Origin of the sequence: Hyphomicrobium sp., from assembly GCF_009026145.1 — a bacterium.
Taxonomy (GTDB): Bacteria; Pseudomonadota; Alphaproteobacteria; order Rhizobiales; family Hyphomicrobiaceae; genus Hyphomicrobium_A.
Map to the genome: position 1 here is coordinate 25,931 of NZ_WBUE01000025.1, position 14,958 is coordinate 40,888.

The 14,958-nt window shown below is 62.1% G+C and carries 12 protein-coding genes and 1 pseudogene; 4 read left to right on the forward strand and 9 right to left on the reverse strand.

The window, feature by feature from the left end; genetic code table 11:
* The first annotated feature begins 128 nt into the window (after positions 1-128).
* Positions 129-794 carry a hypothetical protein gene (locus tag F9K20_RS16620; RefSeq protein ID WP_291004323.1) on the forward strand — a complete coding sequence of 222 codons (666 nt, stop codon included), beginning with the start codon at positions 129-131 and terminating at the stop codon, positions 792-794.
* A 1,102-nt stretch (positions 795-1,896) separates the two neighbouring features.
* A complete protein-coding gene (locus F9K20_RS16625) occupies positions 1,897-2,112 on the forward strand; it encodes a hypothetical protein (RefSeq protein ID WP_291004326.1) in 216 nt (71 codons plus the stop codon).
* Between the two features lie 65 nt (positions 2,113-2,177).
* Here the strand turns inward: F9K20_RS16625 and F9K20_RS16630 are convergent, their stop codons facing one another.
* The 4 genes from F9K20_RS16630 to F9K20_RS16645 all read right to left on the reverse strand — a co-directional run bounded on the left by F9K20_RS16630 (position 2,178) and on the right by F9K20_RS16645 (position 6,740).
* Positions 2,178-2,537: a DUF2147 domain-containing protein gene (locus F9K20_RS16630; RefSeq protein WP_291004329.1), complete on the reverse strand. Its 360-nt coding sequence runs from the start codon at positions 2,535-2,537 to the stop codon at positions 2,178-2,180.
* 157 nt (positions 2,538-2,694) lie between these two features.
* Positions 2,695-4,578 (reverse strand): MMPL family transporter, encoded by a 1,884-nt coding sequence (locus F9K20_RS16635; RefSeq protein ID WP_291004332.1) that lies wholly within the window; start codon positions 4,576-4,578, stop codon positions 2,695-2,697.
* Positions 4,579-5,098: 520 nt separating this feature from the next.
* Complete coding sequence (locus tag F9K20_RS16640; protein WP_291004334.1) at positions 5,099-5,491, reverse strand: hypothetical protein; 393 nt, start codon at positions 5,489-5,491, stop codon at positions 5,099-5,101.
* A 496-nt stretch (positions 5,492-5,987) separates the two neighbouring features.
* Positions 5,988-6,740 (reverse strand): outer membrane beta-barrel protein, encoded by a 753-nt coding sequence (locus F9K20_RS16645; RefSeq protein ID WP_291004337.1) that lies wholly within the window; start codon positions 6,738-6,740, stop codon positions 5,988-5,990.
* A 504-nt stretch (positions 6,741-7,244) separates the two neighbouring features.
* Between F9K20_RS16645 and F9K20_RS16650 the strand changes: the two are divergent.
* Positions 7,245-7,362 (forward strand): annotated as a pseudogene (locus F9K20_RS16650) (integrase); the annotation flags it as partial.
* 55 nt (positions 7,363-7,417) lie between these two features.
* Here F9K20_RS16650 and F9K20_RS16655 read toward each other — a convergent pair.
* Positions 7,418-7,816, reverse strand: a complete 399-nt coding sequence (locus F9K20_RS16655) for a cytochrome c (RefSeq protein ID WP_291004340.1) — start codon at positions 7,814-7,816, stop codon at positions 7,418-7,420.
* Between the two features lie 61 nt (positions 7,817-7,877).
* On the opposite strand from F9K20_RS16655, the gene F9K20_RS16660 reads away from it, so the two are divergent.
* Positions 7,878-8,315, forward strand: coding sequence for a universal stress protein (locus tag F9K20_RS16660; RefSeq protein WP_291004343.1), 438 nt, complete (start codon positions 7,878-7,880; stop codon positions 8,313-8,315).
* A 1,043-nt stretch (positions 8,316-9,358) separates the two neighbouring features.
* On the opposite strand, the gene F9K20_RS16665 is transcribed toward F9K20_RS16660, so the two are convergent.
* The 4 genes from F9K20_RS16665 to F9K20_RS16680 all read right to left on the reverse strand — a co-directional run bounded on the left by F9K20_RS16665 (position 9,359) and on the right by F9K20_RS16680 (position 14,846).
* The gene (locus F9K20_RS16665; protein WP_291004345.1) at positions 9,359-10,654 is read right to left on the reverse strand and encodes an HlyD family type I secretion periplasmic adaptor subunit; all 1,296 of its coding nucleotides are present in this window, start codon (positions 10,652-10,654) and stop codon (positions 9,359-9,361) included.
* Positions 10,655-10,772: 118 nt separating this feature from the next.
* Entirely contained in the window at positions 10,773-12,470 is a 1,698-nt protein-coding gene (locus tag F9K20_RS16670) for a type I secretion system permease/ATPase (RefSeq protein WP_291004348.1), read from the reverse strand.
* 278 nt (positions 12,471-12,748) lie between these two features.
* Entirely contained in the window at positions 12,749-14,020 is a 1,272-nt protein-coding gene (locus tag F9K20_RS16675) for a hypothetical protein (protein ID WP_291004351.1), read from the reverse strand.
* A 217-nt stretch (positions 14,021-14,237) separates the two neighbouring features.
* Entirely contained in the window at positions 14,238-14,846 is a 609-nt protein-coding gene (locus F9K20_RS16680) for a hypothetical protein (protein WP_291004354.1), read from the reverse strand.
* Positions 14,847-14,958: the final 112 nt, after the last annotated feature.

Consider the following 14,958-nt stretch of genomic DNA (forward strand, 5'->3'; position numbering starts at 1 on the left):
CCAGTCTCGTTGCCGATGTCGGTCCCCAGCCGCGCGCCGAGGAAGGACTTCCAGCGGCCGACACGACGTCCGGATCGAGCAGCGGCAAGCCCGTCCCCGCACCGTCCCTCCAAGGAGCGAGTGCGCATGTGCAGGACATGTGCAGACTCGATCGGGAGATTGCCGACTACAATGCGGAGATCGCCAATCAAAGGCGCGCGATCGCCGATATGCAGCGCATTCTCGATGCGTCGAGGGAACCTGGCGGAGTCGTGCCGGACATCAACCGCCTGAAGGCGCAAGGCGTTGCCGGCCAGGGGATCGTTGGCGCCGGCACGTCAAAGCCGCAGGTCATCCGGGACGCGATCGCGGAATATGAGTCGAAGGCCAATCCGCAGAACTATGCGGGGATTCTCAGGCTCAGCAATAATATCACGCGAGAGCGCGACAAGTTGCAGGCGGAGCGCAGACAAGCGCTCGGGCTTGGCAAGGACGCCGAACTGCCGAAGAACGAGCGAGATGCCATCGAAGCGATGGCAGGCGGGCGGGCCTTCTACGCCAACGAAATAGCCCGCAGCAAGGAGTTTATCGCCCGGCTCGAGGGCAAAATCCGCGAACGCAACCTCGACCGCACGAAGATCCATTCCGCCATGTCCAGCGAGGAGGTCGATACGTACAAGGGTCTGCGGTCGAGCCAATCGTGCGGTGGGGCGGGCGGCCGCTGTCCGCCAGTACGCGGGTGGAGTTTGCCAGCGGGCGCGACATGCACGACCGCCGCCCCGGGCGCGGCACCACACGGTCACCCTGAGCACTGATCCGGAGGTGAGATCATACTCACTGAGGACAGATGTCTTGCGTCGAGACATGGGTCCCCGCGCGTCACCTCTCCGAGGCTACTGAAGTGTCACTTCTCCATCTAACAAGGAAGCCGGCACATCCCCCCAGACCTGCTGCAAACTTGGCGGCCGTCTGTGTCCCCGCCTTGGGTCATGAGCGGGCGCCGGACAGCACTGCCGGGCGTGCGTATCGAGGGGCCTCGCCACGCACGCGCCGGCAACGATAGCAACGGGGACGCGGCCAGAATGTCGAGCTCCTGAGTCCAGAATCGGCGTCGAGAGGAGGGGACGCCGATTTTGAAGGACTGTTTGAACAGGTCGACGACCGCAACCCAATGGCCTCCACCGCTCACGCGCCCCAGTGGATCAATCAAAGGCTTAGGAACCGAAACGGCAGGGACGCGCCTTCGCGCGGCAACGTTCGCGGCCCTGGTACGACCAACAGCCGTAGCTCTTGTCTGCGGCCCGCCACCAGGTGTCGTACCGCCCCCCATGAAGGGCGCGCGCCTTGCGCTTCCATGCCAGCCGCGCGCTCAGCCGTGCGCCGGCAAACGTCTGGCTCCAGTTCCCAAGAGCCGAAACCGTGCTGCTCTTGCAGGCCGCCGCATCTGCCGGATTCGGCACAGCTGCAGTCAAGAGCAAAGCCGCGACAGCGGCGCCAGCCAGCTTATGTGTCATCTCCATCCTCCTCGGTTGCCTTCCTGGGGCGGATAGGACCCGAATTGGCTCCGTCTGCCCGTTCAAGCAGAACGAGATGAAGCTCACACAGGCGGCGGCGGAAGGGTTTGATACAGCGCAAGCGGCCTGGTGGTCCTTGTCAGAGGTCTTCTGTTTGTCGGTTTTCTCTGACAGCGGCCGCACTGCCAGCATACGGCGCTCAAGCGCCGCCGGCCTTCGGGCCAGGAGCCGTCATCGCTGTTGCGAGGAGACGTCGTCCGCTTTAACTCCAAGAGTAGTCTTGCGGTGATCCGCAGTGTCACGTCTGCTCCCGAGCCGCAACGTGCATACAGCCTTGGGCTCGAAGGCGGCGCTTGGTAGGCTACGGCTTGCATGCATTGGGGGCAGCCGAAGGCAACAACCGATGAAGGCAGCACTGCTTTGGTTCGGACGTATTTCTCTCGTCGCGGGAATCCTGCTGGTCACTGCCAACGTGGCTCTGCATTTCATGGGGCTGGGCGCGAGTTACAATCTTGGTGATCCAAGCAAGTTCCAGTTCATCCTCATTTCCTTCTGGCAAATTGGCGTCGGCCTTGTGAGCATCGGCGTGCTCTCGATGCTTGCCGGACGTCGGCTCTGAAGAGTTGCCGGCTCCCGCTGGCCAGATTGCCGGCAACGTTGACAGACATTTTGCGTCGGGCAGGCTCATTTGGCCCTGACGAATTCTCCGCTGAGGCAAACCTTGGATACGGTGCAGCCATCGAGACGCCATGTTCTCGCGCCTGTAAACTCCATGCGACTGTTGTAGACGGCGCCCGTCGCGGGGTTCACGACCTGACCGAACCAAGCCCCGTTTTTTCTGGTCAGATACGAAGCGAAGATTTCCATGCCGACGTTCTTAGGCCCGGCAACGACTTCGGCGCAGACCCGCTTGTTCGCGCATTCGGTTACCTCGATCGTGAAATCTTGCCATGTCCATCGGCCCAACATGTCTTTGATCTCGGCTGCAGAGGCAGAGGAGAGTGACGACAGGACCACGGCCACGAACGTGATGACTGCTCGCATTTTTGTATCCCCGAAACAGACACCGCTTTCCAATTATCTCGATGGCTTGGCGCATAGTTGATCGTCGACCTCACACGCTGCTCATAGAGAAGTGATCGACGGCCGAACAAGCCTTCACGTCAAGCGGAACTCAGCTACGGTTCGGACCTCCATCGCGTCATTTTGCGCTCAAGCCCTTTCTCGCCGTCCCACGAAGTCCGGCGATCAGCATGGCGACCGAGGGCATGAGGACGAGCAGGCCGGGAAGAGCAAGGATAAGGGTCAACGCGCAGACCTTTCCGAACAGGTGCGTGGGGGGAACGACGCTGACCATCGAAACGGATACGCCCAGCACGAGAATGATCGTCGAAAGCAGAAGAACCGGGCCGACGCGTTCGACGCTGGTCCGGATTGCGTCGATGGCTGTGGCCCCACGCGCGCGTTCCAGACGAATCCTGTTGAGAATGTGAATCGTGCTGTCGGCCGTCAGGCCGAACGTGATGGTGAGCGCAATGATGCTTGGGTACTCGAGACCCATACCGAGCACGAGCAACAGGGCACCCATCGCGACGACCGCGGAGATGTTGGCAATCGCTCCATAGCCGATGGCAGCGAGCGAGCCGAAGGCGAGCCCGATCGTGGGGAGATCCACCGTAATGGTGCTGAGGAGACTGTAGTTCAGTTGCGAGATGATGCTAAGCGAGCGCGATGATGACATGACGGAGAGATCGGTGACGCTGATCCCGAATTCCGGATAGGTCGCCTGGACCGGCGCCAGCCGCTGTTTCAGATCCTCGACCAGCGCGATGACCTCCCGCGCCTGCAGGTCGCCAATGTGTCCCGTGACCAGAGCTGTCCGGTGGGCGTCGTTTACGAGGCGCGCGTAGACTTCCCGTGGCATCTTCGAAAGAAGGGCCCGGAAATCGTCGTTCGAGGAATGATCGGTTTCGGCCAGCCACCGTCGCAAAGTCTCCATGGACCAGACGTTGGACACGCCGCCAGTCTGCTCAGACGCCCGGTGAATGTCCGCCATCGCGCTCATCACCCGGGTCGAGGAAATCTCCAGTCCCTCGGGCCACGTCACCATCAAAGTGATGGGGTAGATGCCGGCCAGGCGCTTCTCGAGCTGCTTGGCCACCGTGGCAGCCTGCTGGTTCTTGGGAACCAGATCGCTGAGGCGATAGTAGGCGGGCACTTTGAGATGCATGGCCGTCAAGGCGAGCAAAAGCGCGACTCCGCCCAGCGCGATGGGGCGATGCCACCGCACAAGGGCATGCGCCAGCGCACCGCATGTCCTGTTGATCAGGCGCAGCGGGACCGTTTCCGTTGACGGGTCCTTTCGAGCCTCCATACGCCGCTGGGGAGCGAGGAGCACGAAGAGTGCCGGTACGGCCGCAATGATCACGACGTAAGCAAACGCGGTCACGACCGCCGCTGCAGTACCGAAGCTGCTGATGAGGCTGGAGTCGGTCATGTTCATGCTGAGAAAGGCAATTGCGGTCGTAGCGGCTGTCAGCGCGTTGGCAGAGCCGCTTTCCTTGACCGCGATCTTTGCCGCCTCTTGCGGGCTTTTTCCTTCTGCATGCTCACGCCGGGCGGCAACAGCCAGATGAAGAGAATCCGTGAGCGCGATCACCATCACCAGAGGCAGGATTGCGTTCTTGATCGGATCGAGCTCGATACCGAGAAATCCGAACAGCCCGAGGGTCCAGAGCACCGCAATGCCGGAAGGCAGCGAGCAGATGACGACATAGCGCATCTCCTGGAAGAACATCAGGCAGACCACGGCGCCGATAAGGAAGCCGAGAACGGGGAACAGCACGCGATCGCGCCGGCTCGCCTCGATGATCTCCGCCTTCATGACCGGAATTCCGGTCAGCCCCACGGACAGCCTTGGGTTCGAAAGGAAGGATCGCGAGGTGGTCTCCACTTCGCGAACGGCCGCCACCAGACCCTTGGTGCCAACGAAGTGCCTCTGCAGGTTGACGACGAGGAGAGCGAGGTGCTCTCCAGGTGGAGCGGTCGACAGAAATCGCCCTTCCACGAGCGGATGCGCCTTCACTTTCTCCTTGAGGGCAGCGAGACCTTCGCCCTTGGGGATCGCCTCGGGAAACAGCGGCGGCAGATCGCCTGACTGATCGGGCGGCTCTCTCATCGAGAACATTGAGGTTACGCTGGCGACGCTCCCGAGGAGCTGCAGCTCGAGCTGCAGCTCGCGCATCAAGTCGAGATTATCGGCGGCGAGGAGATCCGGTCCTCTGATGACGACATGGACATCGTGTTCGTTGGCCGGGAAGAGGCGTTTGAACCTGGCATAGTCTTCATAGTCGGGCGTCGAGGAGCGCAAGAGAGAGGCAAGCGCATCGTCAGTGCGCACCGACATCGCGCCGATTGCCATCACCGCGCTCAGTGCCAGGAGTATCGCGATCGCCACACCAGGAGCTGCGGCGGCCAGCAGCCCCGGATATATGAGCATCCAGGCAGCCAGCTTGCGGAGTTCCTCAAGCCGATTTCCGCCTCGATGTTGGACAAACTGCATCTGACCGCCACCATGGATCCACCCCCCTCTCGGACCGAACCAATCAGCGCCTCGTCAGCGTCATGCTGCCAGTCCCCTTGGAGCCGCTGAAGGTTACGGTTTGCGTCGATCCCTTCAACGTGACGCGCACGCGGCCCGAGACGTCGTATTCGGGATTGTAGAAGTCACCCACGAAGCGGGTAGGGCCGACCATGAGAAGTGTGCCCGTCTGGTGAAACGTCACGGAGGGCGTCGCGCAGGCTGCCGCAACACCGAACACCTTTGGGGTTTGGCGGCTGTAGGTAATGCGGCAGCGGACCCGTTCGGTTTGACCACTTTTCGGCTTGGCGGCACCAGAGCCGCTCCACGTTCCTTCCAAGGACTGGGCGATGGCTTGCTGCGGTGCGGCCAAAATGAGCAACATCACCAGAACTAAGGCAGGCATGGGCGCTTTCACTTAGGATCTCCTTCCGACGCGGATCGCGGCAATCATCACAATGCGTGGAGAGCTTCGTCCTCTTCTAGTCCGTGAACGGATGCTTCCGCGTACGTGCACAATCCTCATTGATGTGGGTCAAGTGCAGACAACGCTGTGGGATCTGTAGACGCTTAATTACAGGAACCGCACTTGTCTGTGGGAGAGAGCCAAACGAGAGTGCGCGGCGTGGGACTGGGAGGGTCAAACAGCAAACATGGTCTGCCACGGCGTCAGCGTTGCCGACCGTTGGGACTGACTCCCGCCATTGGGATGCGGCCACAACAGCGAAGAGCGATAAGTGAGCTTCGTTGCCACGCCCATACCCCGGCGGTTGTTGCGCAACAACACGGCAATCTTAATGCGCGACACCGAGCTCCCAATGCGCGCCGTACAGCGCCGGCTACGCCGGCTACTATGAATGCCGCGGCGGTGGCGCCATAGGTTGGGCGCCCTGCGCAGCTCGGCATTGCGCCAATCAGTTGCCCGGCCCGAACCTGTAATTTAGGCCGGCGCGCACGATGTTGCCGTGCGTATCGAGATCCCAGCTGAATTGCGGGCCCGTCCCGGCAGCCAATCCGGTGACCGTGGCACTCCCGATATCATAGTAGAGATACTCAGCCTTCGCGGTCCACGCACCCCCGAGGGCCGCCTCGATGCCGCCACCCACCGTCCACCCGGACCGGAACGACTTGTCGGGTGCGTCGACCGAGGAGAAGCCGCAGGGGGGAACGGTCGTGCAAGTGTCGACGATCGAAACGCGGGTCTCGGCGCCGAAATATCCCGCCGTCGCATAGAACAGCCAGTCGTCGGCTGCGATGCCGAGCCGGCCGCGCACCGTCGTGTAGAAATCCACGTCCGTGCGGGAGGAGGTATCGCCCCCGACAAGCGGAAAGTTCGTCGGCGCATCACCGTGCAGACCGAGATCGCCGATATCGCCTTCAATGCCAAAGACGACGGGGCCGGCCTGGAGATTGTAGCCGAGCTGAATGCCGGCAACGAACCCGGAAGTATTGGCATCCCAAGAGTCGCCGAAGGCATTGTAGCTGTTGTTATCGGTGGCGCTCGTCGATCCCCATGTGCCGCCGAGATGGGCACCACCATAGAAGCCGCTCCAGGAATATCGTGGGGCCACCGTGGGCGACGACACCTCGTAACCGTCTGCGATCGCCGCACCGGCTATGCCGCTGGCTAATGTCGACATCAGAAATGCATTCTTCAATAACCGCATGATGGCTCTCCTCGGCACTGCGACTGCGATCAAGCGGTACGGCGAGTCGGGTGGTGTACGGCGGCACTATCCCCGCAACTAACAGGGCGCGAAGATCCTGATTTGGATCAAGACTCGATCAGCAGGTAGACAGACATCAATCTGTCAGCCAGCGTCGGCTTCCCTACCCGGAGGCGATGGCAAACAGATCCGCTGCTAATGCCCCTCACGTCCGACAAGGGTCAAGAGCGTCGCTGCCGCGGCCCGAGGCTGAGCATTACACGACAGGTACTCTTTCGAAGCTGACGTGAAATCAGCGTCTTGGTCGCGCCAAGGATCATGCTCGCTCGTCTCTGTGGCAGAGGAGAATGATCATGGATGACCTCGAGGCTACGCCGTCGATCGCGCCACAGTGCGTCAGAGGAAAACCAGCCACCCAGTCATGTTTGGGCTGACCGAGCACACGCGGCAGGCGATCGATGACTATTTGAAAGTCACCCCGAAACAACCCGGTGAATACCTCTCGGAAACCTAAGAGCCGTCCAGCTGCTGCTGGGTTCACACGAAGATCGAAAGCACTGTCAGATACCTGGGCATCGAGGTCGATGATGCCCTCCCGATAGCGGAACAAGTTTACGTCTGATCTACCCGGGCAGAGCCGACATGCTCTGCCCCACCTGAACCGGAGCCAGCGAGTGTCAGGGCGCTTGGATGCTTTCGATATAGCGAACAAGTCCTTCGATGCGGATACGGTCATCCGGCATGCCGCCCGCCTCCTCGGCGCTGAAGGTGGGACCCCACGGGAGCATCTCAGAGGAGCCGTGGCCGATGATGTCGCCACCCTTGGTGATGACCTCCTTTACGTACTCGGCGGGGAATTTGTCTCCGTGTCGACGTGTGAGGAGGGTAAGATTGGCTGGTGGCTTCTTCAGTGCATCGGCCAGGGGTCCTTTGCCGGTGCCGTCGAAGCCATGGCAGAGCGAACAAAAGCGCAGGTAGTCGCCTTCCGGTGAGGACAGGGCAGGTGTCGCTGCAGCGAGCGCCGCCACGAGGGCAATCAAGCTCATCGTCCGCTTGGCTTTGTGAGGCCGGAACATGACGTTCTCCTGTGATCGCTAGCTCCATGATGCAAGGACAATACTGAGCGAGAGGTGCTGCATGGCTATGCTCAAAATCCTCACCCCAGTTGACGGTTCCCCAGCCTCGCTTCGTGCCGTCGATTTTGCGCTTGAGATGCTGTCGAAAAATCCTGGAGGATCGCTCGTATTGCTCAATGTGCAAAATGTCGGGTCCGTCGATCCTTTCGGCATAGCGGCTATGGCCCCGCCCGATTGGTTCCAGGATGCCGCCTCACGAGCCTCCGAGGAAGCGCTGAAGAGCGCCCTCAGCAAATGCAAAGGTGTCAACATCGCCTTCAAGCCCCTGGTCAGAGCCGGACAAGTCGCCAAGGCCATCGCCGAGGTCGCCCGCGAGGAGGGCGTTGGCCAGATCGTCATGGGAACGCGCGGGCTTGGGGGCGTTCAAGGCTTGCTCCTCGGCTCTGTGGCAACCCAGATGATCCACCTAGCCGAGGTTCCCGTCACGCTTATCAAGTAGATGACTTGGGTCCACGACTGCTGTGTTGATGAGGGCCCCTAGCCTGGGCACCTCGGCCGCTCTGAGTGCGGCTGTTCGATGCACTCCATTTCGAACCGTGCCGTTGTGGTATCGCCCAATTCACGCAAGGTCAGTGCGCAGAGCAGCGACTGCCTTGAAGGCCCATGGGCGCGGAGTTGAACGCTGCGGCCTATTGGTAAAGGAAATCGGAACGTGCAGCTCTCGCCGTTAGGGCGAAAAAGCACCACGACCCTGCTGCGAGCTTCCTGTATCCGCTCAAGTGCAAAGCTATCGCTGTTGAGATCGCCGATCGATACCACCTGCCGCAGGCCGACCCACAGGTCGATGTCTGGAGGAGCTACATTGGCGGAGATTGTTGCTGCGAGGACCGCAACGAAATTGACGATCATATTAGGAGGCCTCCAGGCGCCCGCGCCAGCGGTTGCTTAGATGCCTGCGGCGTAGGCCGCTATCCCGGCCCAGCGTAAGCAGCGCCTCGTCCAGCACGCGAGCGATATGCGGCGATTGGACCGAGTGGTTGAGGACCTCGCGTGCGTGCGGTCTGTGTTTGTGAGTTCGACCATCGCCAGGCTGGTGGGCCGGTACCCCGGCTCCGCAAGGATGCTTTGACGCTCGCAGCTGAATTCTCCCTCAATGTTCGCAGGAGCTGATTGGCATTTGGAATGCTCAGGGCAATAGCCGGCTAACGACTAGTCGCCTGCAGGCGTTACCGGCCCCATCGGCGAGAAATCGGCATTGACATTCATCAATAGCCGTACCCGAAAAGACAATGGTATCTAGCTGCTGTCTCACGCCCAAGCCGTAGCGAGCGCGATGATCTACGCCTGAGCCGGCATTGTTTGTTCCTCGATGTTTCAAGCGGGGCTGGTGAAATCCCTCGCGACGCGGCGCCGCCGCCTGGCAACACCCCAGCTGCCGGCGTCAGCTAATGACATCGCTGACGTCAATTGATTATCGTCAATGTGAGCGTCCAAACGAGCGCGTGGCGGGTGCAATGCGGCACCCTAGCCAATGGAGCGCGCCTAGTGTTCGCGAAATGCGCGCGAGAAGCTGTCGACAATCGGCTTCATGATGTAGTCGAAGAAGGTGCGCTCGCCGGTCTTGATGAAGACGTCTGCGGGCATGCCGGGCATGGGCCGGATATTCTCGGTCTTGGCGCGCGCGTCCTTCTCATCGAGCTTTACGCGGACGATGAAGATGGGGCTATCGCGCCGCGGTTCCGGCTCGGCCTTGGTGAAGGCCATCTGCTGCTCGCGGACAGCGTCGGCAGAAACATAGGCGACCACCGCCTCGATCATGGGCATGATGCGCTGGTTGAAGCCGGTGTGCCGCACGAGCGCCCGCTGACCAGCGTGAACGTGGGTGATCTCGTTGGGATTTACGCGCGCCTCAATGAGCAGGTCATCATTAACCGGCAACAGCTCAAGAATGACCGCGCCAGGGGAGATCACTCCGCCCGGCGTGTGCTGATGCAGCTTGACGACGATGCCACGCACCGGCGCGCGTACCTCCGTACGCTCCACGACATCCTGCGCGGCGCGGATCTGCTCCTGCACATCGTCGAGCTCTGTTTCCGTTGTGCGCAGCTCTTCCACCGCCCTCTGCGTTGCCGCGGAATGGAGATGGGCTATCTGCTGCTCGGCGCGCGCGATGCGTTCCTTGGAGTCGGCAATGCGCCCCAGGAGCGCGCCAAGCTCTCCGGAAAGACTCGCCTCCGCACGCTGAAGCGCAAGGACGTCGGTCTTGCGGGCCAGGCGCTGATCGAGCAGCTCACGCTTGCCCTTTAATTCTTCGTCAAAGAGAACCATGCGCGCGCGTGTTGATGTGACCTGCGCGTCATAGCCGTGGAGGCTCTCCTGCAGACCAGAGATTTCCCGCCGCAGCACCTGTTCCTCATCTCGCAGCCTCGCGCGTCGCGCCTTGAACTCGTTTTCCTGGCGGCTGAAGATCGCCGCGACTTCAGGATCGCCGATGTTGCGGGCGAGCACACCTGGCATCTCGAAGCTATCCTTGCTGTGGAACTCGGCCTCGAGGCGCGCCTGCATCGCTATCAGCCGATACCTGCGAAGCAGCAGTCGGCGCAGCTTCGCTTTTGCCGCTGTGTCGTCGAGCCGTACGAGCGGTTGGCGTGCCGTCACGAGATCGCCCTCCTTCACGAGCATCTCGCCAATGATGCCGCCTTCGAGGTGTTGGATTTGTTTGTTTTGCCCCGTAGCCACGAATGAGCCTGAAGCGACGACAGCGCCTGCTAGCGGCGCCATGGAAGCCCAGATGCCAAAGCCACCACCCCACAAGACAAGAATGACGAAACCGACCATCGTCGGTGTCCGCGCGCTCAGCGGTACGCCTCTGTGCCACTGATCCAAGCTGGGGTATCCAGTGATCAATTGCGAACTCCTTGTGGCGGCGAGCACGCTGGAACAGGGTCGCTGCGGCTCAGGCGGGTCCCCTCCCCGCGGCGGACGAACGGCCAACAGCCGCCGACGCTTGCACTAGGCGATGCAAGACCTCTTTGGGCGGCCCGAACGCCTCCACCCGTCCAGACCGAAGAATGAGCACCTTGTCGACGTTGTTGAGCAGCGCTGGCCGCAACGTCACGACCACCGCCGTGACGCCCTTGTGCGTGGCGCGGCCCAGAGTCTCCGTCAGCGCCTGTTCGCCGGCTGCGTCAAGATTGGAGTTTGGCTCGTCGAGCACGACGATTGACGGCTCTCCGAAGAAAGCGCGCGCCAGCGCGATGCGCTGCCTCTGGCCACCGGAGAGCGGCATTCCGCTCTTGCCCAGCACGGTCTCATATCCGTTTGGCAATTGGCAGACCATCTCGTGGATGCCGGCGACCATGGCAGCATCGTAGATGCAGGCGTCAGGCAAATCGTTGCGCATGCGGCACACGTTTTCTTTGATGGTGCCTGGAAACAGCTCCACCTCCTGAGGCAGGTAGCCGATGTATTCGCCAAATTGCCGGCGGTCCCAATTGCGCAGCTCGGTGCCGTCGAGGCGCACCTTTCCGGCCGTGGGAAACAGGCAGCCCACGAGAATGCGCGCAAGCGTGGACTTTCCCGATCCCGAGGGTCCGACGATGGCGAGGGACTCTCCCGGTCGCAGCTCGAAATTCACACCGTTGAGCACCGGCTCCTTCGTGCCCGCCGGCAGGTAGAGGATCTTATCGACGCTGAGCCGTCCCTTCGGTTTGGGAAGCTGCAGCCGCGGCTTCTCGCTGCGCAATGCCTCCACGGCGGCATCGACGCGCGCGTAGGCAGCCTTCGTCTGCACCAGGGTTCGCCAGCCCTCGATCATACCTTCGAGCGGCTGTAGGCCGCGCGCGGCAATAATGGAGGCGGCTATCATCATGCCGCCGGTGAGCTCGGCGTGCAACGCCAGATAGGCGCCCCAGCCCAGCACAAGGATCTGCGTGATCAGGCGACAGCACTTCGATCCGCCGCTGATCCAGACGTTCCTGTCGAGTGCCCCACTTTGCAGCGTGAGAGCAGGCGCCTGCTCGCGCCCCCAATGGAGAATGCTCTCATTCAACATTCCCATGGCATTGATGACCTGCGAATTGCGCGCCAAGGCCTCGGCCTCCGTATCGGCTTGCGCGCCATATGCCCCGGCCTTGCCGAGTCTCTGCGCCGTGGCTTTCTGATTGATGACCGCGATCCCTATCAGAATGAGACCGGCAGTCAGAGCAATGAACCCGAGGTGCGGGTGGATCAGGAACACGACAGCAAAATAGATCGGCGCCAGAGGCGCATCGATGAGCAGCAGCACGATGGGACCCGATAGGAAGTTGCGCACCTGATGCAGGCTGCGCAGCGCCTGCACGTTGCCCCCGTCGCCTACCCGAGCGTTGCTGACAATGCTCGCGAGCACCGGGCCGCCCAGCAGGGCCTCGTAGGCAGTGGAAAGCCGGACAAGTACCTGGCGGCGCAAGATGTCGAGAAGGGACAACACGGCAATCAATCCGAGAGCCAGCATCGAGAGCATCAGCAGCGTATCGAGGCTGCGGCTCGTGAGCACACGGTCGGAGATCTGAAAGAGATAGATCGGCATCGTCAGCATGAGCAGATTGACGACGACCGAAAAGGCAACGATGGGGACCAGGCGCTGCCAGGCAACGAACCGCCACTGCCCCATCGGGTCGCTCGGTGCGTCAGCTGATTGTGTTGGCTGTCTCGTCAAGTACGCCATCAGCGGCGCGATCAGCTGAGCCGCCCGCTTTCCGAGCGCCCAACGCCATCGGCGGACGTCGCGCGCCCACGTTGAGATGTGCGCCGTCGCCTCTGCCTGGGCACGGACCAAGACCCTGGCCGGCTCGACGCCCAACTTGACAAACTGTTGGCGCCGGGAGCGCATCGCCTTCCGTGCATCTGTGCCCACGGTCATCAAAGCGCTCTTCCTGTTTGGGCTGCGGGTCACAGCAAGGTGTCGCCGCCGCGAAGGCCAATGTCCTCAAGTGCCGACGGAAGCGCGGCGACCGTGCCCGCCACATCGTGCGCCATTGCATTGATGGTTGGGTCGTGAAGATGGTCCACGTGCTCACCGCTCTCGGGGATCACGAGCTGACTTCCATCCGTACGCGCGTCCGCGAAGTCCGAGGGGTGCGCATTGGCCTCCGAGTCCGACTTCAAGGCGAGGCTGTAGTCGGTGTATTTGCCGCCGTGAAAAAGGGCGTCGGTACCGCTGGCGTCTGAGGCGGAGGCGCCCAGTGCGATCGATCCCGCGGATGCGACCACACCAAGCGTGTCGGGGGAGGTCAGCGTCGCAAAGAAGTCCTCGACGAGCAGCGTGGCGGACGCGAAGGGTGTTGCGCTTGCGTCCCCGTCATCGCTCGGTCCGCAGGCGCAGACACTGTTGAGATGGTCAGGATCGTGCAAGTTGTCGACAAGCTTCCCAGCGCCCTGAAGGAGCGCCCCGAGGGCAGAGTCGGCGCCATTTAGCTCTGTGGCGATAGCGTCCGTCGTTCCGTCAACGACGTGATCGAGAGCCGTGACGACGCCCGCAAGCTGCATGCCGAGCTCGGACGTGACGCCGTCGAGCGATGCGCCGATCCCCTCGAGCGTCCGCGAGTTGTTCAACTCATCGAGAAGTGAGTCAGCCGTGCTGCCGACCAGGTCGAGCGTGCCATCCACAATGGTGTTGAGCGACGTATCGAGGTTGCCCAGCGGCGACGGCAGGTTCACCTCTTTGAGGATGCCGCCGAGAAGCGAGCTCGTGCTCTCGAGGTCGGAGCCCAAGGTGCTGCTGAGCCTGTCTAACAAAGTCACGACATCGGCCGTGCCGCCTGTCTCCGGAAAAAAGCCAGCATGCAAGGGGCCCCCCTCCATTACGAACCCACTGCCGCGTGCGTCAGCGGTGCCGTCGAATGCGCCACCCATGCCCGCGCCCTGGATGAAATCGCCGAGCGTACCGTCGAGCGGCTCCGATGCTTTTGGCTCCGAGTCTTTGTCGTCCGCTACGGCGCTTGCTGCGACTGCCGCCAATGGCGTCCAATTTCTTGTCGCCTGACTGCCAGCTGCATCCTCATCGTCTGGCACGTAGAGCGTCGGCATGCGGTCGGATGCGCTAGCGACAGAACCGTCCTCCTGCTCCCGCGCTAACCGGTCCGCCGCCAATACATCCGAGCCGTCCGGCCAGGCTCTCGCGTTGCCGCCTAGGAACTCCTGGGCCGCCAGCACCTGCGCCAAATAGAAGGGCCACGTCAGAAAGCTGAAGAGGCCCCTTTCCTTCTCTGCATGCCTCACTCCCAAGCTCCGCCATGGACCGTCGAGCTTGCGCCGCTCTGACGGCCCTGCTTCAGGTGCAGACGCTCGGCTTTGCAGCATACCGCGAGCCCTCATCCTGCCAGCCGGTGCTCCCGCCCGGATCGCCGGGATGACGACCGGGCGAGAGCACCATCCGTGCCTATGCGGGCAGCACGTCGCTCACCGCATCGAGCGGCAGAGCGTCGAGAGGGAGTTCGCCGACGAGGGGGAGATCGAGACCGCCGACGAGCGGGAGCTGGTCTAAGAGGCCGCCGCCGTCGTCCATCAGCGACGAGATCGCTTCAGCGCCGTAGTCCCCCGTTCCAGCATAGGGACCATCATCGACGGGTTTCACTTCGTGCTGGCCAGGCCAGCCGTTGGGGGGACCACCGTCATCGTCATTCTTGCACCAGTCGTGCTTGTGGTCGTGGTCCTTGTGGTCCTTGCCGCGGCCGTCGTCGTCATCGTCATCGTCCTTCTTGCCATGGTGCTCCTTGCCGCGGCCGTCGTCATCATCCTTCTTGCCGTGGTGCTCCTTGCCGCGGCCGTCGTCGTCATCGTCCTTCTTGCCGTGGTGCTCCTTGCCGCGGCCGTCGTCATCATCCTTCTTGCCGTGGTGCTCCTTGCCGCGGCCGTCGTCGTCATCATCCTTCTTGCCGTGGTGCTCCTTGCCGCGGCCGTCCTCTTCGCCGGGCCGCGGGCCGTACTTCCAGCCAGTGGGCTTTTCCATTTCTTCGGGCTTCGGCTTCTGGTCGGTCTCTACTAACATTGAGCATACCCTCGTCACTGATGGGGTTGAGTGACAGCTCCAGATGCGCCCCACGTGGTCCACACCGCGCCGTCTCATACAATGTCCGCCAGGCGCCGGCATGGATGCACAA

Coding starts and splice junctions, on each gene's coding strand:
- F9K20_RS16625 (WP_291004326.1), top strand. CDS start 1,897: ATGAAGGCAGCACTGCTTTGGTTCGGACGTATTTCTCTCGTCGCGGGA.
- F9K20_RS16630 (WP_291004329.1), bottom strand. CDS start 2,537: ATGCGAGCAGTCATCACGTTCGTGGCCGTGGTCCTGTCGTCACTCTCC.
- F9K20_RS16645 (WP_291004337.1), bottom strand. CDS start 6,740: ATGCGGTTATTGAAGAATGCATTTCTGATGTCGACATTAGCCAGCGGC.
- F9K20_RS16655 (WP_291004340.1), bottom strand. CDS start 7,816: ATGTTCCGGCCTCACAAAGCCAAGCGGACGATGAGCTTGATTGCCCTC.
- F9K20_RS16660 (WP_291004343.1), top strand. CDS start 7,878: ATGGCTATGCTCAAAATCCTCACCCCAGTTGACGGTTCCCCAGCCTCG.
- F9K20_RS16665 (WP_291004345.1), bottom strand. CDS start 10,654: ATGGTCGGTTTCGTCATTCTTGTCTTGTGGGGTGGTGGCTTTGGCATC.
- F9K20_RS16670 (WP_291004348.1), bottom strand. CDS start 12,470: ATGGGGCAGTGGCGGTTCGTTGCCTGGCAGCGCCTGGTCCCCATCGTT.
- F9K20_RS16680 (WP_291004354.1), bottom strand. CDS start 14,846: ATGTTAGTAGAGACCGACCAGAAGCCGAAGCCCGAAGAAATGGAAAAG.